Below are 20,201 nucleotides of genomic sequence, written 5' to 3'. Positions count from 1 at the left end.
GCGTAAGCGATGCGAGCATCGAAGAGATCTGGTAGCGGTGGCCACGCTATGAACGACAATTTACTATACAAGTGGCATCAGTATTTCGAAGACATAGGGCTACGAAGTGATTTGGTGCGCTCTTATACGCCATATATAAGGCGCTGCATTTCAAATGGGGTTCCACCCATTTTTGAGTCTTCCCACCTAGCGGTATTAGTTGGGCGAAATCCGGCTGACCTTAGCGCGATGGGATTTGGAGCCAAGAGTTACTACCGAAGTTTCAAGATCAGAAAGAGATCAGGAGGCTTGCGAGAAATTCAAGCCCCCTATCCATCACTGCTTGAAGTGCAGCGCTGGATAGTCGGTGAAGTGCTTTCTTCGGTCAGACTGCCGGTTTGCTCTACTGGATATCGAGAAGGCGTCTCTATTTTAGATAACGCACTCGTGCATTGCGGCAGAAAGGAAGTCCTCAAGATAGACCTTAAGGACTTTTTCCCCTCTATTGGTTTTTCGAGGGTGGTTAAGGTTTTTATTGATTTCGGATATCCCTCGAATGTAGCCTTTCTGCTGGCAAACCTCTGCACATTGGATCGAAAGTTACCGCAAGGAGCCGCATCTAGCCCACTTCTAAGCAATATAATTTGCCGAGATTTGGATCAAAGGATCATGAAGATCTGCAAGTCCAGGCGTTTGAGATACACTAGGTATGCGGATGACATCGTTATCTCTGGAAAAGCCATCCCCAAAGGGATTAGGAGACTGTTCTTCGAAGTTATTGCTAGTGAGGGTTTCCAAGTTAATGAGAAAAAAGTTCGTTTCTTGTGTGAAGGCGACAAGAAGATCGTAACCGGCTTGGATATAACCTCCGGCAAGCCGAGACCGACAAGGCAGTTCCGCCGTGATTTGAAACGAGACGTGTATTTCGTCTGGTCGTCAGGATTATCTAGCCACGTAGCGCGACGCAGAATTTTCTTTCCAAATTATATTGAGCAATTGGAAGGAAGAGCACGATTTTGGGAACACATTGAGCCGGACAATGTGCAAATGAAGAAGACCATGGAGCGAGTGGTTGAGCTCCGCAAGTTGTATGGCCGACAAAGGTAAACCCCACTTTAACTAGCCAAAGTCTGCGAAGTTAGCTCGTCCGCGCAGAGTTGCCATTCGTCCAAGACGCGCCGAACGGCAGCTCTCCGCCCTTCCTCCAAAAGGTCTTCTCAACTGCAATGGAGGATGTGCGCCCGCAGCATAAGGCAGCAAAATCCGCCCTACGGGTCTCAATGCAGAGCGCTACGAAGGTCAGCTTCCGGCCCTTCTTGACGAGGAGCGCGAACACAATATTGGATTTTACCTGTACATGGGGTGACTTTGATGCCGTGAGGCACGCAGAGGTATCACTTTAAGCTGTAGGGTTTCCGGATCTCAAACTTTCGCGCGAACGTAGATTGATTTACTTTATGGTTGGGGTTTTCTGCGATGACTTAGAGGCTGAGTTTCAGTCCTAAAACGAGCAAGTCTGGAACCTCTCATTCAGCAAAAATTTTTACCCTATTTCAATAATTAGAATAGGGTAAAAAACCGGCCACCTTGCGTGGTAGTCCGCAAGAAAATAGTGGTGATGCTGTCAGCGCTCATTCGTTACGATAATATAGGGGAGGAGTTCACATTTTGGACAGTTACTCTCTTTTGCTGGGGATCCGTACCCGCCGATAAGTTCATTATGTGCGTGCGTTGCTGTCGCAGTATCGACCTAACATACGCAATTGCGATCAGATTTAAGAAACCCCCGCTCACAAAAACGCCAATCCCTAACCGATCCCACATTGGTTAACCGTTAGAGCCCGGAATGATGAAATTTCAAAGCTACGGAAAGGGAGGTGGGGCATGGCGAGCATTCGTGATGTCCGAAGTTCTGTCCCCGATATCGGTGCTCTTGAGGCGGCATGTGTGTAAACGGTGTTTCGAGAGACTGGTATGATTGACCAAGGGCAATTCGCCAGCGTCGCTGTTCGTGTTCTTGTTGCCGGACAGTCCGGTAAGTGGCAGGGCCTAGTAGGCATTGGAAGCGGCCGTAAGAGGTCGTGCGATGTGCTCTATCTGCTCGCAAGCCGCTGGAAATTAGACCCTTGAGTGCAATGCTGAGAACTGTGGATGGGTGCAAATAACGCTGATGTAACCATAGCCTAGCTGATGGAGTTACAAATTCCGTGGTCAAAGCTGATCAGAATTCGACACCATACGCAGCTTTATCGTAGCAGACATACTTTACTCAAGGTCTCAGGTGACCGGAAGCGGTCATCACTGACATGAGATCTGTAATAAGGGCGAGAACAGTCGCATCAGTTTTAAATGGGGCCTAAATTTTGTTCGTTCGGTTACCCTACCAACCAAACGGTTGGTAGGAATGGACGGATTTGAACCGTCGACTACACAGTCATCTACTGCTGAAGGGTGTATAAATCCCGCGTCCCACCATGGCACTCCCGAAAATCCGTTTGAGAATTAAAACGGTATTCGAGCGCTCAGAGTTATGTGGAATCTATAGGTCATCCTTAACTGATAGATCGAGATAATCTGCGCCGTCAAGCTTCTACCGCGACAATTGTGAGTTAAGCTGTTCCGTCAACTGGTACCTAGTGAGCGTGAGATCATTTATACTTCGTTGATTTATAACGTAATCACGCAAAATTCGGTGACCACGCTTAAGGTGATCCCAGTTTCACGATCTAGGCCTGATCTCCCCGTCGACCATGCCATAATCAGGATCAATGTAGACTAGAGGTGCTCGACGAGGTGGTAGAGGGCGTATTGGTAGGCGAGCCCGAGTAGTGGGGAGCTTTCGAACTACATAGTGCCAATAGTCTGACATGGAATTGAGCGAAATTTACAAGCAATAGTTTATGGGGGGGGGCTCCTTCGGGCGTACTAACTGAATTCTTGGGCTGTGTTTTCACGTTAGGCGTAAAAGCTCGCTGAAGGAAATCGCGCAATGCGTTTGGAAAATTAGTTCAAGATAGTTTCATTCATTGAAAATGGTGGGGCTGTTTTTCTTCAGCCTATTATAAACTGGATGTATTCTATTTTTTACTTCTATCAAATATGCCAATAGCGGATGTTATCTTATCGACTGAAGATATTTCTTCATCAGAAAGTACAAAAATGCAATGCTGGCATAACTCCCATTTCGCAGAACGCCATCGCGATAGATTTCAGCAGGCATTACCCAGTTGGCTCTCGGACCAGTGCACGGGTTCCTTGTGTAACCTGCGCCGCACTCTAGAACGCGCTGATCTGAGCCTCCGTTCATCTCGTTCGCAAACGTCATTGTATCCTCCACTTCCAATCCCAAATTCCAGACTATCAAAACTGACAATCCGCTGATGGGTAAATTGTGAGATTTGGAAGGGGTCGAGTCAATAAGTATCTGATAAGGATAACTTATCCATGGATAGGCTGAAATTCAGAATTATAATTTCAGAGGATTAGGCTACGCCTAATCCTCTGTCCGGATCATGCAATGAATTGTAAAAGGATTGGATGCGGGGAAATTAAACGATAGCGAAACCTTTTCTGATTTCGCTATCCTTAAGCCGTTAGTGCCCTAAATTGGTAATTTCGTATCCAATATCTGCTTCATTTCCACCGAATCACCTCATATCGATGTCGGTTTCTCAGATGATTCTCTCGCTAAGTTTGATGTGAGTTATGACCATTTTTGGGAATGTTTCTTCAAAATCAATTTTTTGAGTCAACTTGACTGCAAGAATGAATAGGTTGGTTCTACACCTCTGCCGACCCCCAAAATTTGATGATATCTTAGCAAAATCAATTTTTTCCATTTTTGGTCTTGCGCTTCCAAAAAAGTTGTTTTTAAATATACGTATGAAGAATGTAGCTGATCATATTGCACTTACCCAGATATGGGGCCTTTAAAGGGCTCTCGATCATCTGTTTGGCTAACGATTGCTACCTTGATTGAGCGTTACCTTGAATCCCTAACTTAGTGTTCAATTGGTATCGGAATCTTCATCATGAAATCCTATCCTTATTTTATTGGAGTTAGCGAAGCGCACTGTAGCTTTGTTGGAATTTCAATTACCCAAAGTTATCGTCGTAGCAATTCCCTCACGCGAATAGTCGTCTGATACGGCGGTTAAGCCGCCTTTCACACGTCATATTCGAAATCGACTTGGTGTATTTGCCCTGATTTGGGCTGTCACCTGGTCAAGTGTGGGGAAGAAAAATGTATACCAATACAGCCGGTATTCGACTACCTGCCGCTTCGCAGGCAGATCGATCTATTGCGAAGGCCTCCAAAGGCCACTGTACGGCTCATGTCATTTTAGGAAGTGACAACGGCCGTCGATTTCAGGCGGAGTCCCATCTCGAACTGCGTACCTTGTTTGTGGTGAATGACTTGCCAGGTGTCGCGCAAATCAAAGAGCAGGTGCTCTTCGAATGGTGCGAGGGTGCAAGTCACAAAAAACACTACTTCGACATTATCGCGGTTTTCGTCGATGGCCGCAAGATTGCCTTTACCGTCAAACCTGAGGTCCGTCTTCTCTCCGGCAAATTTCTTGCAGAAATGCAGGACGTTACACGTCATGCGCTTGATGCCGGATTCTGTGACGAGGTCAGGTTGGTCACTGAGAGGGACATCGATCCAATCAGCGAAAATAACGCTAGGCAGTTAGCGGCTGTTCGCGAACTTGATTCCGAAGCAGATCGCATTGCCTTGAAGACCGTATCTGAACTTTCGGGAGCTCTTTCGCTTCGGGATCTAACCGTCAGGACCGGTCTAAACGAGAAGGGCTACCGTGCTCTGCTCCGTTTAGTTCGGGATCATCATCTCCGTCCTGTGAACCATGAAATTATCAACCCCAAAACTCTCGTAAACAAAATGGAGGTCGTACAATGACCAGCTACTCTGAAACCTACTTTGGCCGTTTTCACATCAAGCCTCACGACAAGATCACGATCCGAGGGCGTGCTTTGCGCTTGGCGCATCAAACACGAAATGGCTATGTCTTGATGGATGCAGACGGATCAGGCATCTCAGAAACATTTGATTTTGGCCTTCTTTCTCGCTTGAACGCTAGCAAACAGATTTTGCATGAGCCTGATTTCTATAACCCTGATGTGGCGGCGCATCGTCCTACAGGCGTTAGCACTCAAATGTCGCATCTTTCCGTCAAACAACGTAAGCGGCTTCATGTAAGGCACGCTTTGGTTTCAGCTTTGGTGGAAATGCGGGATGAAGCGCTTGTGTCAGTGAATGATGCTTCGATTGAAGAGAATATGCCCGAAATTTGTCGGCGCGCACAAGCGTTCTTGTTAGAGGAGGCTCCAAGCCCTGAAACAATTTTGCGCGAAAACGAAATTCGCGATGGTTTGCGTCGAAAACCTCGTGGCGGGTGCGTCACACCGTCGGTAGCGCCTGTGCATCCGCGAACGCTTCGAAAATGGCTCGCTTTGTTCAACGATTTCGGAATGACAGGTTTGGCCGACTCCGTTGCAAATCGAGGGAACCGGACAAGCTACTTCAGTGCCGAGGAGAAGGAGCTACTGATGCGCACTGTTTACGAAAGCTATCTATCGCTGAACCGGCCATCCCAAAAGACTACGGCAGACGACGTCAAAGTAGCATTCCACAACGAGAACCTGAAACGCAAAGCTCAAGGCTTGACACCGCATCGAGTTCCTTCTCGCCAAGCTGTTCGCAACGCAATCGGCAGTATTGATAAGTTCCAAGTGGTTTTGAAGAGGAAAGGGCACGAAGAGGCAGTAAAGATGTTTAAACCGGTTAGCTCTGGGTTGCAGGTCTATCGTCCATATGAACGAGTAGAGATGGATGAGTGGAATATCGATTTGATCACCATTCTGGCCGGTTCAGGGCTCAAGTCGCTCTTTACGATGGAAGAGCTTCAACGTTTAGGTCTCGACGATAAATCGGGACGCTGGTGGATCACGGCATCTATCGATTGTCGGACACGCTGCGTTTTGGGTATGAAATTGACCCTTAATCCGACTTCCTGCGCAGCTCTTGACTGTCTCCGCATGACGACCTCCGACAAAGGCGATTGGGCGGATGCCGTCGGCGCTGTTTCGGGATGGCATATGGCTGCTACACCAGAGACGCTGGTGACCGATAATGGATCAGCCTTCAAAGCATTGAATTTCTTGGCCGCGTGTAGCGACTTGGGCATCACTCATGAACGTTCAATTGCTGGATTGCCAAGTATGAGGGGAACCGTAGAACGCCTTTTCCGAACAGCGTCGATGGGCCTTTTGCCTCGGTTGAACGGCCGAACGTTCTCGTCCGTACTGGAAAAAGGAAGTCATCCTGCAGAGGCACGAGCCTGTCTGAAGCCTGAGGACCTTTGTTTCGCCCTTGTCCGGTGGATTGTAGATATTTACCATAATACGCCACACTCGGGCTTGGGAGGTAAAACACCGCTCGAACAATGGGAAGATGACATGAAAGTTGGCAACTATCCGTTGAAAGCAAGCCCATCCGTACGCAATGACCGGCTCGCTTTTGGTACAACAGTTGAACGGCAGCTGGATAAATACGGTGTGACAGTTCTCGGTGTCAAATACCACTCGGAGATGCTTTCGAATTGGTACAACAAATTTGGTAAGCAGGATTTGAATGTACGATGGCTGGCCAATGATATCGGTGCCGTCGAAGTTCGCTTGGGTGATGAGTGGCATCAGGTACAGGCTGTGCTTGGTATTTTCGATGGGGTGCATGCGCAGCAATGGCTCACAGCGCGGCGCAGCTTGAAGACAAGCGACCCCGCGAAGCTTAAATGGCGCGACGATGTCGTGTGCAACGCTATTTGTGCCATTCAAAATATGAATGGCGAACGTACTCTGGAGTTCGGTTTAATTACACAGCCTTGGAATTCAGAGCGCATTGCGTCTGCTGAAGAAGCTCTTTTCTGCGGTTTCAATATTGCGGGACTATCCTGAATTTTGTGCGCTGACGTGGTAACTGCTCACAGAGGAGACCCACGTATGAGCATCGACAAAGACTTGCTAGACCGTCTGATGGAAGGGCGTTCACCCGGTGACCTGTTTGGCAAGAACGGCATCCTGGCGGAGCTGACCAAGGCGCTGGCGGAACGCGCGCTGAGCACAGAGATGGATGTCCATCTCGATGAAGAGCGCGCAGATGATGCGTCTGAGGGCCAGAACCAGCCGCCCAATCGGCGCAATGGCAGCAGCCAGAAGACCGTGACCATGGACAGCGGCAAGGTGGTTCTGGACATTCCCCGCGACCGGAACGGCACCTTCGATCCGATGCTGATCGCGAAGTATCAGCGGCGCTTTCCTGAATTCGACCGCAAGATTGTCAGCATGTATGCCCGGGGAATGACGACCCGAGAGATCCAGGGGCATATCGAGGAAATCTACGGCGTCGAGGCCTCGCCCAGCCTGATTTCCGCGATCACCGACGCGGTCATGGAGGAGGTCACCGCCTGGCAGAACCGCCCGCTGGATCCCTGCTATCCGATCGTCTTCATGGACGCGATCCGGGTCAATATCCGCAGCGACGGGGCGGTCTCGAACAAGGCGGTCTTCGTGGCCCTCGCGGTGCTGCCGGATGGCACGCGGGACGTTCTGGGCCTGTGGTTTCAGGCCAATGAGGGCGCGAAGTTCTGGGCCAAAGTGCTCAGCGACCTGCGCAACAGGGGCGTCCAGGACATCCTCATCGCCGTCGTGGACGGGCTGAAGGGCTTTCCCCAGGCCATCGAGGCCGCATTCCCCCAGACTCGGGTCCAGACCTGCATCGTCCATCTGCTGCGCCATTCCATGAACTTCGCCAGCTACAGGGACCGCAAGGCCGTCGCCGCCGCCCTAAAGGCGATCTACACGGCCGTGGACGTCGAGGCGGCAGAACTGGCTCTGGCTGAGTTCGAGGACAGCGATCTGGCAAGGCAGTATCCGGCGATCGCGCCGAGCTGGCGCCGGGCCTGGAACGAGGTCATCCCGTTCCTCGATTACCCGCCCGAGGTCCGCAGGCTGATCTACACCACGAATTCCATTGAGGCCTTGAACTCGAAAATTCGCCGTGCCGTCAGAACCCGAGGTCATTTCCCAAGCGACGACGCTGCGGCGAAATTGATCTATCTGGCGCTCAATGCTACATCGACCGAGTGGAAGCGTTCGGTCCGCGAATGGCACGCTGTCAGATCTCAGCTTGCCATCATGTTCGAAGACCGCTTCCCGATGGCGTAAGAAAACGCGTCACGCACAAAATTCTGCACAGTCTCAATATTGCTGGAACAGAAGCTCCTACCACAAGTGCTTCGAGCCAGTTCGGCCGAACATTGCAACCTTCAGAAGCCCGGCTTGAGGCTACACCTACGAAATCAACACGTCCTGCTCCGGCGAAACCAGAAACGACCATGAAGAAAAGCTGGAAAATCGAAAAGGGAGATCAATAATGGGCCGCGTAGCAAAACATAGCTGGAGAAAATCTCTCGCCACACTCCGGGGTCATCACATTTCTACTGAGCGCGACGAAGAAATTCTGCGGCAGCTAAACCGGCTCTTAAAACATGACGACGAAGGGAGCCTTATTGCTGAACCGATGCGGTTTACAGGCAACCTTGAAACTCGCGGCATTGCCCTTATCGAAGGCTCGGGTTCGGGCAAAACGACTGCTGTGGATCGAGTGCTATCAACACACCCTGTATTAAAACCGACTTCGGCAGGCGACCCGCCGAAGTTCCTGCGAATCCAAGTTCCTAGCCCGGCTACTCTGAAGAGTCTCGGTCGGGAGGTCCTAAAAGCTACAGGTTTAGTAGACGTATCACCGAGAGCATCTGCCTGGGAAATCTGGGGGGTCGTCCGACACAGGCTCGCTCTTTTAGGTATCGTTGTTCTCTGGTTTGATGAAGCACACGACATGTTTCTCTCCGGTTCTGCGCGTGAAATCGACGATATGCTGAAAATGTTGAAATCGTTGATGCAGAATGACTCCGCCGTAATCCCCATTCTCAGTGGCACTCAACGCCTGGCGGAAATCACGCGTTTTGATGAACAAGTGAACCGGCGGCTAACCAAGGTCGTACCAAAGCCCTTATGTCAGGGAGTGGATGAGGGGCCGCTCTATAGTATGATCGAGGAGTATTGTGCGGAGGTCGGGCTAAAACCTGAGGTCGATGACACATTGGCACTTCGCTTGATCCACGCAAGCCGACACCGTTTTGGTCGAGCAATTGAAACGGTTATCAATGCTATCGAAAGCGCGTTGGAGGAGGGAACTCGAGTTCTGACATGGGAGCATTTCGCAACAGCTTGGGGGATGCAGGAGGGATGTGACTGGGAGCAAAACGTCTTTGCCGCTACTGATTGGGCCGCGATTGAGCTTGATACGGATGCAGAAAATTTCGAAGCAGAGCGGACCAAGCGGCAAACCCGTCAGGTCGGGAGACGCTGAATGGACTTGTTGAAGCCATGCTTACTTCCCGAGCCAGGTGAGAGCTTGATTTCCTGGTTGCACCGTTTTGGACATTTACATTTCGGGTTATCACTCGACAACTTCCTCAGATTTATCGGGTTAAGGCAGCAAGATTTGAATTTGGGTCGCCGCGAGATTTGTGACCGGCTATCGCCTATCTGTGGTATGCCTGCGGATGAGCTGGCATCCAAAAGTTTTCAGCATGTTTCGGATCGCCTCTATCGATATAATGGTGAGGTCTTTTTCAAGGAATTTTTGCTGCGAAGCCAAGTTACCTTCTGCCCAGCGTGTCTGTTGTCTGATATTTCAGAACGCCCGGGAGGTATGCCCATTGGTATTGGGCGTAGCAACTGGGCCTTTAGCGCGATCAGAACGTGTGAACACCACGGTGTGGGATTATATAGGAAGCCTCGTGAAAGTGGGGGCGGCCTTGAGCTGAATGTATGGGCACACACACCTGATCATAAAGCTTTGGAAGAGCTTTGGCGTAACTCAGTACAGCGTAAACCATCCGCTCTCCAAGAATACGTCACTGCGCGTTTTGCTGGTGCCACAGGGCCGTCATGGTTGGACGCCCAACAGATCGACCTTGCATGTAAAGCGACTGAAATGTTGGGAGTATGTGTTGAATATGGTCCCCATGCGTCACTCCCAGAACTGACTGATGACGACTGGGACCGAGCCGGTCAGGTCGGATTTGAGTTTACTTCAAATGGTGACGCGGGCATTCGGCAAGCCTTAGAGTATCTATACACGAAGCCTCAAAAGGGCGCGGTTAAATGTGGACCACAAGGGACATTTGGGAGGCTTTATCAATGGGTGCAGTTCAGAAAGTCGGATAAGCCGGTTGGCCCAATTTTGGATACTCTAAGCGAATTTATCCTAGATCATTATCCGATCAAACCCGGAGCTGTACTATTTGGACGGGTTGTTGAAAAACGAAGGCGGCATACCGTTGCCTCCCTAGCCACATCAATGGGGGTACACCCGAAAACCGTAGCCAATATTTTGTCACAGTCGGGTATGTTGCCCAAAGATGTATATCATGCAGATAGTCGGCAAACTGTTGAGGCGGAGCCAGCAGAAGAACTAATTGCCAAGTTGAAGCGCGCAATTCCAGTCGCCAAGATTCCAGAGCGCATCGGGTGCACGCGGCCTCAGGTCGCTTTGCTACTGGAAAAAGGCTTCTTAAGAACTGTCGTTGAAGACGGTGAAAACCGTACAGCGCGCTATAAAGGTGTCGATGTCGACGACCTTGACCAGCTCATTGTTGAAATGCGGCGGTTTGGGGAGGACATTCGAGTGCCGAACAAAGGCATGATGGATATCGGCCACGTTGCAAAGGCACTCAATGTTTCATCGATGGAAGTGCTTTCGCTGGTGCTGCAAGGCCAGCTTGAACATGTCGAGTTGCTCTCGGAGGACCTGAAGTTCAACTCCGTATTAATCAACGTTCAGGAAGTTGCCTACAAGCTCGGCGCGAGAACGGGCGAGGGCGGTATGACCGTTTCAGCGACATCCAAGGCTCTCGGTGTGAGCGCTGAAACGGTTGAATTTTTGTTAATTGCTGAAGAGGGTAAAGGCGAGACGCCATTAAAGGTCAGTGGTCGCGTCCGTCATATGGGAGTCATGCGTAATCTTGTCGACCAAGATAGTGTGACGCGTTTCAAAGAGCGCTATCGAAAGTTATCTTCGATAGAAGGCTACTGGGGTGGCGATCCAAATCGACTACGAACCAACTTACAAGCGAGAGGGGTTTTTCCAGTTTGGAATCCTGCTGATGCAAACGCGGAATTTTACAGGATCGCAGATATCTAAACCTCGAACTTTAAACGATTTAGCCGCCCTCTGGGGCGGTTTTTTTTGTTCAACAATGATTTTCAGTGGGCGATAATTGGTTTGCAAAAGTACACTTAAACCGCCGTTTTTGGTTACGGGTCGAAAAAGAATCATTAAAAATAAGGCCTTAACTTCTTGCTATGGGCTTCAATTGGTTGGCGTTTCACTTGCGGTCGGGGCTTTCTACATGGGGCAGGTGCGCTTGCCCCTGACGCTGGCCTTGCCGCAGGCATAAAACAAACGAGCGGTGAACGATGAGCAAGGTCAGGCGAAACTCAGGGTGCCCCATCGGGCACCCTTTCTTCGTTTGGTGTCGCTACATCGGAACGCTCGTATTCCGTTTGATCTCGCGCAGGACCACGTTGGTTTGGGCGCTTTCGACGGCGGGGAGGCGGAACAGGAAATCTTCGAGAAAGCGGTTATAGGCGGCGATGTCGCGGCAGAGGACGCGCATTTGGTAGTCGGCCTGTCCGGTGGTGGCATAGCATTCCAGCACCTCGGCACGATGCGCGATGGCTTTGATGAACTCGGCCAGCTTTTCCTGATTGTGACGCGCAAGCTGCACCTGCACCAGCGCCTGAAAGCTGTTGCCCGCTTTGGTCGGGGACACATCCGCGCGGTAGCGTTCGATCACGCCGGCGTCCTCGAACGCTTTCACCCGCCGCCAGCAGGCGGAGGCGGACATGCCGGCCCGCTCTGCCAGGTCGGCGTTCGAGATGCGGCAGTCGCGCTGCAACAGCTCCAGTATCTTGCGGTCGCGGTCGTCAAAGCGCATTTGGTCAGACATTTCATCAATCCCCTATATGCTGAATAAAACATTCGTTTATTCCGCGTGCAGGCGCAAGAGGGGGCAGATATTTCACGGAAACGTGGTTTGATGGTCAAGACAGCCAAGGATTGCCATCATGACCAAAGAAACCCACGATTTTTACCCCTATGCCTTATCCGACCGCTACGCGCGCACAGAAGGAACGGTGTTTCTGACCGGCACCCAAGCGCTGGTGCGGATCATGTTGGATCAGGCGCGGCGCGATAAGCAGCAGGGGCTGAACACCGCGGGGTTTATCTCGGGGTATCGCGGATCGCCTTTGGGCGCGGTCGATCTTGAACTATGGCGCGCACGGGATGTGACCAAGGACAACAACATCACCTTTATGCCCGCGGTGAACGAAGATTTGGGGGCCACGGCGGTTCTGGGGGCGCAGCAGGCTGTGCTTGATCCCCATTGCGAGGTCGAGGGCGTATTCTCCATGTGGTACGGCAAGGGGCCGGGGGTGGACCGGTCGGGGGACGCGCTACGCCACGGCAACGCCTATGGCTCTTCGCCCAAGGGGGGCGTGCTGGTTGTGGCGGGGGATGACCACGGCTGTGTGTCGTCGTCCATGCCGCATCAATCGGATGTCGCCTTTATGACCTGGATGATGCCGACGCTGAATCCCGCGAATGTCGGAGAGTTTCTGGAGTTCGGGGCCTATGGGCTCGCGCTAAGCCGTTTTTCCGGCACATGGGTCGGGTTCAAAGCGATTTCCGAGACGGTGGAAAGCGGGCAGTCGGTGGCGTTGCAGCCTGACCGCGCGTTTACGCTGCCCCAGATCACGCCACCGCCCGGCGGGCTGCATGTGCGCCGCTCGGACATGCCAAGCCCCGAGATCGAGACCCGGTTGCAACATAAGCTCAGCGCCGTCGAAGCCTTTGTCGAGGCCAACCCGATCGACAGGCGTATCTACAATCTGGACAATGCCACCTTTGGCATCGTCACCACCGGCAAGGGCCATCTGGATCTGATGGAGGCGCTGCGTCTGCTGGGTCTGGACGAAGCCGCCTGCCGCCGTCTTGGCATCGATATCTACAAAGTCGGCATGGTCTGGCCCTTGGCGCGGCGTGATGCGCTGGCCTTTGTTGCCGACACGGAAGAAGTGCTGGTGATCGAGGAAAAGCGCGGCATCATCGAAAGCCAGCTGAAGGAATATTTCTACGACTGGCCGGGGCACAAGCCCGGTCGCATGGTCGGCAAACACCGCGCGGCCGGCGACCCGCTGCTGCCCTGGACCGGCGAACTAAGCCCGCTGGCGCTGGTGCCCGTGGTGGCCGAGAGGTTGGACGCGTTCTTCCCCGATGAAAACCTGCCGCAAAAGGCGCGCGCGCTGACTGAAAAGCCTCCTGTCCTGCTGAATGTGCCGGGGGCAAAACGCACGCCATATTTCTGTTCGGGCTGCCCGCATAACACCTCGACCAAGCTGCCCGAGGGGTCGCAGGCCGCATCGGGCATCGGTTGCCACGTCATGGCGGGGTGGATGGACCGCGAAACCGGTGGCTATGCGCAGATGGGCGGCGAGGGTGTGCCGCATGTGGTGGCCTCTAAGTTCAACGGCGGCAAACATCTGTTCCAGAATTTGGGCGAGGGCACGTGGTACCATTCAGGGTCGCTTGCCATTCGGCAGGCTGTCGCGGCAGGGACGAATATCGCCTATAAGATCCTCTATAACGACGCGGTGGCCATGACCGGGGGCCAACCCGTCGACGGGCCGATCAGCGTGACCGGGATCGCGCAGGCCTGTCGTGCTGAAGGGGTCCAGCGTATCGCCTTGGTGTCGGATGTGATCGACAAATTCGACCGCGGCGATTTCCCCCAAGGCACCAGCTTTCACCCGCGTGAAGAGATGGACACTGTGCAACGCGAACTGCGTGAGGTCAAAGGCGTGTCGGTGCTGATCTACGAACAGACCTGCGCTACCGAAAAACGCCGCCGCCGCAAGCGCGGGCAGATGGAGGACCCCAAACGCTTTGCCTTCATCAACCCCGCTGTATGCGAGGGCTGCGGCGATTGCTCGCTTGAAAGCAACTGTCTGAGCATCGAACCGCTAGAAACGGATCTGGGCCGCAAGCGCAAGATCAACCTGTCGAGCTGCAACAAGGATTTCTCGTGTCTGAACGGGTTCTGCCCCAGCTTCGTCACCCTTGAAGGGGCGGTGCGGCGCAAGAAAACCGGGGCAGAGGTCGACGTGGACGCGCTGCTGGCGGGTATCTCGCGTCCCGAACTGCCCAGCCTTGATGCGCCCTTTGATCTGTTGGTCACAGGCGTGGGCGGCACCGGCGTGATCACGGTCGGGGCGCTGATCACCATGGCCGCGCATCTGGAGGGCAAGGGTGCCAGCGTGCTGGATTTCACCGGCTTCGCGCAGAAGTTCGGCACGGTGCTTAGCTTTATCCGGATCGGCGCGCGCCCTAATGCAATCCATCAGGTGCGCATTGATCACGGGGCGGCGGATGCGGTGATTGGCTGCGACATCGTCGTTTCCTCTGCCGCGCAGGCGTCGGTCTACTACGGGCCCGCGACCAAGGTGGTGCTGAACCTCGCCGAAATGCCCACGGGCGATCTGGTGTTGCACCGTGACGCGCAGCTGCACACTGACCAGCGCGAGAGTGTGATCCGCGATACCGTGGGGGGTGAAAACCTTGCCGGTTTCGATGCCAATGCGATGGCAGAACGGTTTTTGGGTGATACGGTTTTCGCCAATATGATCATGCTGGGCTTCGCGTGGCAGAAAGGGCTGGTGCCCGTGTCTCACGGCGCGCTGCGGCAGGCGATTGTGTTAAACGGCGTGGCCATCGACAAAAACCACCGTGCCTTTGATCTGGGCCGCGTGATGGCCGAAACGCCTGACGCTCTAGCCTTGCCGTCGAACGAACAGCCCGATCTGGACTGCGCCGCGTTGATCGCGGATCGGGCCGACCGGTTGCGGGCCTATCAAAACGACAGCTACGCGCAGCGCTACCGCGACCGGCTTGCGCAGTTCAGCGCCGCCGTCCCCGCCGCTCATGCCGACGCGCTGACGCAGGTGGCAGCTAAGGCCCTGTTCAAACTGATGGCGTTCAAGGATGAATACGAGGTCGCGCGGCTGCACAGTGATCCTGCCTTCGCCGAGATGCTGGCACAGGAATTCGAGCCGGGGTTCAAGATCAACTACCACATGGCTCCGCCGATCGTGTCTCTGCGCAAGGACGCGCGGGGGCGGCCCGTCAAGCGCGCGTTCGGTGCGTGGTTCGCGCCGGTGCTGGCCACGCTATCAAAGCTGCGTCCGCTACGGGGCACGGCGCTGGATGTGTTTTCCTACACTCAGGAACGTCGCGAAGAAGTGGCGCTGATCCGCTGGTATGAAGCCTTGCTGGCAGAGCTGCCCGCCAAGACCTGTGAGACAACGGTCGAGACGGTGCAAAAGCTGCTGGCACTGCCGATGGATATTCGGGGCTATGGGCCGGTGAAACACGCCGCGATCGAACAGGCGCGCGCAGAGGAGGCGCGGCTGCGGAAACTGCTCTGACGGTACTTCATAAATTGGTTTAAGTGTGGCGTTTGTATTATAATTATCAATAGGTTGTGCTGGCAGTCTCACCTGATAATTTAGCTGATTTCGCGCGCTCTACTGACCTGTAGAACGCGCGAAATCCAGCCAGATGGGCAGGTGGTCCGAGGCGCGGCGCGCATCGTCAGTCTCGCAGACGCCACCGTCAATCACATGCAGCGCGTCGTCCACCGCGATGCGATCCAATGCGGCCAAAGGCAAGCGCGCGTGATAGCTTTTACCCGGTGCGTAGATGTCAAAGTGATGCGCCAGACGTCCGAGCCCGACGTTCAGCGACCATTCATTCATATCGCCCGCGATCAACGTCGGCCGTTTGGACTGTGCATCCAGATGGGCGATGAGCGCGGAAAGCTGAGCGCGCCGCGACCGGCGCATCAGCCCCAGATGGGTGGCAATGATGCGCAGCGGGATATCGCGCAGGTCGAAATCCACCACCATCGCACCGCGCGGCTCCATCCCCGGCAGGTTCAGGTGTTTGACCTCGATCAGCTCTGCCTCGGGGCGCAGCAAGACCGCGTTGCCATGCCAGCCGATGCTGACCTCACTGGGGACAGGCACGGCGATCAAACCGGTCTGCGCCGTCACCTGATCCATGGGCAGCGCCGAGGGGCGGGGGCCAAGGCGCATGTCGGCCTCTTGCAGCACGACGATATCCGCCGCGAGCGTCTGGATCACGCGCAGGATGCGGGCGGGATCCCGTTTGCGGTCAGTGCCCATGGCCTTGCGCATGTTGTAGCTGGCGATGCGAAGGGGGGCTTGGGTCACAAGATCGGTGCTCCTATGCGAAAGACGCCCTCGGCCAGACGGCGGGGCAAATGCGGGCTTGGCATATTCTCGTGGCAGTCTGCCTCGCGGGCCGTGAACCAGTCCGACAGGGTTGACACGCTGCGTGCATCATAAACGAACAACATCGCCTCAAAGTTCAAAAGCATACTGCGCACGTCGAAATTCGCCGTGCCCACAAGCCCCACATCATCAATCAGCGCGGCTTTCGCGTGGATCATCGCAGGTTCAAAGTATTTGACCTTGGCCCCTGCGGTATGCGCATCGCGCAGATAGCCGCCACGGGCGAAGTCCGCGATATGCTGGTTCGACTTTTGTGGCACCAGAATACGCACATCCACCCCGCGCAGCGCCGCGATGCGCAGCGCATTGGCCAGCGGCTCGGTCGGGACGAAATAGGGGGTGGCGATCCAGATACGGGTTTTCGCCAGATGCAGCGCGCGAATGATCCCGTCGTGCAGCGGGTCTTCGACAATATCGGGGCCCGAGGGTATCAACTGCACGGTGGCATTGCCCGCAGTGGTCGGGGCAGGCGTTGTGATATGATCCACGTCTTCACCACAGGCGACTTCCCAGTCCGAGCGGAAGACATCGCAGAAGGTCTGTACCGATTGCCCTTCAAGGGTGAAGGCCAGATCAACCCAGTGATCGGTGTGGGGATGGTCTGACATATAGTGTTCGCCAATGTTCATCCCGCCTGAAAAAGCACGGGCATGATCGGCGATGATCATCTTGCGATGGTTGCGCAGGTTCAGGTGGCCACTGCTGGGCAGTTGCAGGATCGGCGAAAAGAACAGCACCTCGCCGCCGGCCTTGCGCAGCGCCTTGACCGCCTTGGAGGGGCCGCGCAGGGTGCCAAGCCGGTCCATCAGCAGGCGCACCTTGACGCCGTTGCGGGCTTTTTCGGTCAGGGCGTCGACCACGTGATTGCCGGTGTCATCGTCCGAGACGATATAGAACAGCACATCAATCGTCTGTGTCGCGCTCTCGATGACCTCCATCGCGGCGGCATAGGCGGTTTGCGGTGTATCATGCAGGTTCAGTCGCTGTGCTTCCAGCGCGGGGGGCAGGTTGAAGCTCTGGAACATCTCGTCCAGAGCATGCACGGGCGTTTGCGGGTCTTCTTTTTGGGTAAAGATAATAGGCTCGTAGCGTTTGCCCTGTTTGCGAAAGCCAAGCGCCAAGAACAAGGGCGCGGCGACATAGGGCATCACCACCAGAAACAGGATCCAAGCGGCAGTAGATTGTGGGCTGCGGCGCTGCTGAAGCAGGATGAAGGCCACGCCGAGGGTCAAAAGGATGACGCCAACGACCTCTATATGGGTAATGAAGAAATTGATCATACTCGTTTCGCCTCGATTATGCCGGACATGCTGTCATCCGCGCCGCATCGCTACCTAGCACATAGGGGGGTAAACGCCACTTTTTGCAGCATTTTCGCGGGATTCCTGCTGCAGCCTACGCGCAGATTGTTCCATCTTCTTGAAAATTTAATTTCGGGTGATTTTGGCGCATCTCCGCGGAACTGCGTTTTGGCCTTGGTAAAAAGGATTAATAGCGGCGACGGGCCGCCGAGACGCCGTGCATTTGAGCAACAATTTACCGATCACCAACCCGTGATTGGGAAATCCCGAAACCAGATCTTAGCTGCCGTGTTGTGTCGATGAAGCGGGAAGCGCCCGCTCCGGTACAAACTGATCGAGGAGTTACGATTATGAAACGCACTATGAAACTTGCATCCGCAGCCGTTCTGGCATCCACAGCATTCGCTGGCGCAACATACGCCGGTAGCCTGGCAGAGCCAGTGGTTGAGCCCGTGATGACCGCACCTGTTCCTGCACCCGACCTGGGTGGCGACTGGACAGGCTTCTACACCGGTCTGCAACTGGGCTATTCCGACGCTGAGATCGACAACGGTCTGGAAGGTGACAACGGGTCCTACGGTTTCCACGCTGGTTACAACTACGACTTCGGTCGCTTCGTATTGGGCGGTGAGCTTGACTACGACAAGACAGACATCGACCTAGAAGACGCTGCAGGCGTAACACAGGGTTCCATCGACTCCGTTGCTCGTGCGAAAATCAAAGGTGGCTACGACTTGGGTAGCACTCTGATCTACGCAACCGGCGGTTACGCTCGTGCCGACACATCCTTGGGTGACGAAGACGGTGCCTTCTACGGTATCGGCATGGATTACAAAATCACCGAGCAATACAGCGTCGGCGCAGAACTGCTTGAGCACAAGTTTGACGACGTAAACGGTGTTTCCGGTGACGACGCGGACGTAACCACATTCAACATCCGTGGTTCCTACCGCTTCTAAGCTGACACGCTGACAACTGGCGGTGTATCTGCCGAGGGCGTCGCATAACGGTGCTCTCGGCAGGAAATAATAATGTGCCAGTCAAAAAGGCCGGAGGATCATCCTCCGGCCTTTTTCGTATGTTGGCAGCTGCGGTCGCGCGACGTTTTCGTCAGGCGGCGAGGCTTTCCGCGAAGTCGCATACTGTCGCCAGCGCTTGGGCAAAGCGCGTGTCCTCGATGGTCATCGCGACGCGGATATGGCCTGCTGCTGCCGTCCCGAAGCTTTCGCCGGGCATCACCGCGATGTGGTGTTTTTCCAGCAGCGCATAGGCGAAATCCTCGCCGCTCATGCCGGTGCTGCGCACATCCAGCATCAGATACATCGCGCCTTGGGCGGGCACGAGGCTGACGGCGTTCTGTCGCGCAAGAATGTCTTGCGCCAGCAGACGGCGGCGCTGGAACGGGGCGGCGATCTCTGTCTCGAAACCGGTGCCTTGGTTCAGCGCGAACAGCGCCGCGTCTTGAATGTACCCGGGCACGCCATAGGTCGTGTGGGTCGCCAGATTGGTCAGATGCTCGATCGCATCCACGGGCCCGACGATCCAGCCGCAGCGCGAGCCGGTCATCGCGTGGCTTTTCGACATCGACCCTACGACCAGAGTATGCTCCGCCATCCCGTCCAGCGCGCGTGGCGAGAGATGCGCGCCCTCCCAGACTTGTGTGTCGTAAACCTCGTCCGAGATCAGCCACATGTCGTGATCGCGGCAGACCTGCGCGATGCCTTCAAGTGTCTTGCGGGAGTAGACAACGCCGGTGGGGTTGTTGGGCGAATTCACCAGCAGCGACGCCGCGTTGGTCTGCTTCGCAGCGGCGGCAATCACGTCCGCACGGGGCTGGAACGCATCCTCCGCACGGGCGGCGATCGCATGGGGCAGGGCGCTGACACCGCGGATCGTACCGGGGTAGGTGGCGTAATAGGGATCGATATAAAGCGCTGTCTCGCCGGGGTTGCAGGTCGCCATATGCGCGGCAAACAGCGCGCTTTGTCCGCCCGGCGTGATCAGCACATTGTCGCGCGTCGTCGGCACGCCGGTACGTTCCTGCAACCGCGCGGCCACGGCATCGCGCAGACCCGTGGTGCCGGGGATGGCCGCATATCCGGTGTGACCGGCCAAAGCGGCGCGGTGCATATCTTGCAGGATCGGTGCGGCGGTGCGGATGTCATGTTCGCCAATCGTCAGCTCTGTCACCTGCGTACCCTGTTCAATCATCTGGCGGGCGCGCAGGAAAACGCCCCAGCCGTCTGATCCGCCGCCAAGCAGCCCTGTGATGCGCGATGATAGTTGCATGCCGTCTCTCCCTCGTAACTTGAAGACGCAGGGGCGCAGAGCATGGTTGATTTGTCAATCAGGCTTGACCGCCAGTGGCGGGTCGGGCTACGCAGACGGCATGAAGATGAT

Annotated in this window: 12 protein-coding genes; 8 read left to right on the top strand and 4 right to left on the bottom strand. The window is 54.7% G+C overall.

Annotated elements, in window-relative coordinates; translation table 11 throughout:
• The first annotated feature begins 48 nt into the window (after positions 1-48).
• From AB1495_RS14795 to AB1495_RS14770, 6 genes are all read left to right on the top strand, one after another.
• Complete coding sequence (locus tag AB1495_RS14795) at positions 49-1,086, top strand: reverse transcriptase family protein (RefSeq protein ID WP_074637683.1); 1,038 nt, start codon at positions 49-51, stop codon at positions 1,084-1,086.
• A 3,136-nt stretch (positions 1,087-4,222) separates the two neighbouring features.
• Positions 4,223-4,897 carry a hypothetical protein gene (locus tag AB1495_RS14790; protein ID WP_074637682.1) on the top strand — a complete coding sequence of 225 codons (675 nt, stop codon included), beginning with the start codon at positions 4,223-4,225 and terminating at the stop codon, positions 4,895-4,897.
• A complete protein-coding gene (locus AB1495_RS14785) occupies positions 4,894-6,954 on the top strand; it encodes a DDE-type integrase/transposase/recombinase (protein ID WP_083350922.1) in 2,061 nt (686 codons plus the stop codon). The genes AB1495_RS14790 and AB1495_RS14785 overlap by 4 nt, the downstream gene beginning before the upstream one ends.
• A gap of 45 nt (positions 6,955-6,999) precedes the next feature.
• Entirely contained in the window at positions 7,000-8,223 is a 1,224-nt protein-coding gene (locus AB1495_RS14780) for an IS256 family transposase (RefSeq protein ID WP_367581959.1), read from the top strand.
• A gap of 208 nt (positions 8,224-8,431) precedes the next feature.
• Entirely contained in the window at positions 8,432-9,430 is a 999-nt protein-coding gene (locus tag AB1495_RS14775) for a TniB family NTP-binding protein (RefSeq protein ID WP_074634803.1), read from the top strand.
• Positions 9,431-11,269 carry a TniQ family protein gene (locus AB1495_RS14770; RefSeq protein WP_074634804.1) on the top strand — a complete coding sequence of 613 codons (1,839 nt, stop codon included), beginning with the start codon at positions 9,431-9,433 and terminating at the stop codon, positions 11,267-11,269.
• A gap of 337 nt (positions 11,270-11,606) precedes the next feature.
• On the opposite strand, the gene AB1495_RS14765 is transcribed toward AB1495_RS14770, so the two are convergent.
• On the bottom strand, positions 11,607-12,077 hold the full coding sequence (locus tag AB1495_RS14765; protein WP_074634805.1) for an Lrp/AsnC family transcriptional regulator: 471 nt from the start codon (positions 12,075-12,077) through the stop codon (positions 11,607-11,609).
• Between the two features lie 118 nt (positions 12,078-12,195).
• Between AB1495_RS14765 and AB1495_RS14760 the strand changes: the two genes are divergently transcribed.
• Positions 12,196-15,612, top strand: a complete 3,417-nt coding sequence (locus AB1495_RS14760) for an indolepyruvate ferredoxin oxidoreductase family protein (protein WP_074634806.1) — start codon at positions 12,196-12,198, stop codon at positions 15,610-15,612.
• 99 nt (positions 15,613-15,711) lie between these two features.
• On the opposite strand, the gene AB1495_RS14755 is transcribed toward AB1495_RS14760, so the two are convergent.
• Entirely contained in the window at positions 15,712-16,419 is a 708-nt protein-coding gene (locus AB1495_RS14755; protein ID WP_083350861.1) for an endonuclease/exonuclease/phosphatase family protein, read from the bottom strand.
• Positions 16,416-17,780, bottom strand: coding sequence for a phosphatidylserine/phosphatidylglycerophosphate/cardiolipin synthase family protein (locus tag AB1495_RS14750; protein WP_074634807.1), 1,365 nt, complete (start codon positions 17,778-17,780; stop codon positions 16,416-16,418). The genes AB1495_RS14755 and AB1495_RS14750 overlap by 4 nt, the downstream gene beginning before the upstream one ends.
• A 371-nt stretch (positions 17,781-18,151) precedes the next feature.
• Here AB1495_RS14750 and AB1495_RS14745 point away from each other — a divergent pair, with 371 nt between their 5' ends.
• Positions 18,152-18,760 carry an outer membrane protein gene (locus tag AB1495_RS14745; protein ID WP_074634808.1) on the top strand — a complete coding sequence of 203 codons (609 nt, stop codon included), beginning with the start codon at positions 18,152-18,154 and terminating at the stop codon, positions 18,758-18,760.
• 151 nt (positions 18,761-18,911) lie between these two features.
• Here AB1495_RS14745 and AB1495_RS14740 read toward each other — a convergent pair whose 3' ends face one another.
• Positions 18,912-20,090: a pyridoxal phosphate-dependent aminotransferase gene (locus tag AB1495_RS14740; protein ID WP_074634809.1), complete on the bottom strand. Its 1,179-nt coding sequence runs from the start codon at positions 20,088-20,090 to the stop codon at positions 18,912-18,914.
• Between the last annotated feature and the right edge of the window lie 111 nt (positions 20,091-20,201).

Origin of the sequence: Sulfitobacter pontiacus, assembly GCF_040790665.1 — a bacterium.
GTDB classification, from domain to species: Bacteria; Pseudomonadota; Alphaproteobacteria; order Rhodobacterales; family Rhodobacteraceae; genus Sulfitobacter; species Sulfitobacter pontiacus.
This window is presented reverse-complemented; position numbering and strand designations above follow the sequence as displayed.

Coding starts and splice junctions, on each gene's coding strand:
- AB1495_RS14780 (WP_367581959.1), top strand. CDS start 7,000: ATGAGCATCGACAAAGACTTGCTAGACCGTCTGATGGAAGGGCGTTCA.
- AB1495_RS14750 (WP_074634807.1), bottom strand. CDS start 17,780: ATGATCAATTTCTTCATTACCCATATAGAGGTCGTTGGCGTCATCCTT.
- AB1495_RS14790 (WP_074637682.1), top strand. CDS start 4,223: ATGTATACCAATACAGCCGGTATTCGACTACCTGCCGCTTCGCAGGCA.
- AB1495_RS14795 (WP_074637683.1), top strand. CDS start 49: ATGAACGACAATTTACTATACAAGTGGCATCAGTATTTCGAAGACATA.
- AB1495_RS14785 (WP_083350922.1), top strand. CDS start 4,894: ATGACCAGCTACTCTGAAACCTACTTTGGCCGTTTTCACATCAAGCCT.
- AB1495_RS14740 (WP_074634809.1), bottom strand. CDS start 20,090: ATGCAACTATCATCGCGCATCACAGGGCTGCTTGGCGGCGGATCAGAC.
- AB1495_RS14760 (WP_074634806.1), top strand. CDS start 12,196: ATGACCAAAGAAACCCACGATTTTTACCCCTATGCCTTATCCGACCGC.
- AB1495_RS14745 (WP_074634808.1), top strand. CDS start 18,152: ATGAAACGCACTATGAAACTTGCATCCGCAGCCGTTCTGGCATCCACA.
- AB1495_RS14765 (WP_074634805.1), bottom strand. CDS start 12,077: ATGTCTGACCAAATGCGCTTTGACGACCGCGACCGCAAGATACTGGAG.
- AB1495_RS14770 (WP_074634804.1), top strand. CDS start 9,431: ATGGACTTGTTGAAGCCATGCTTACTTCCCGAGCCAGGTGAGAGCTTG.
- AB1495_RS14775 (WP_074634803.1), top strand. CDS start 8,432: ATGGGCCGCGTAGCAAAACATAGCTGGAGAAAATCTCTCGCCACACTC.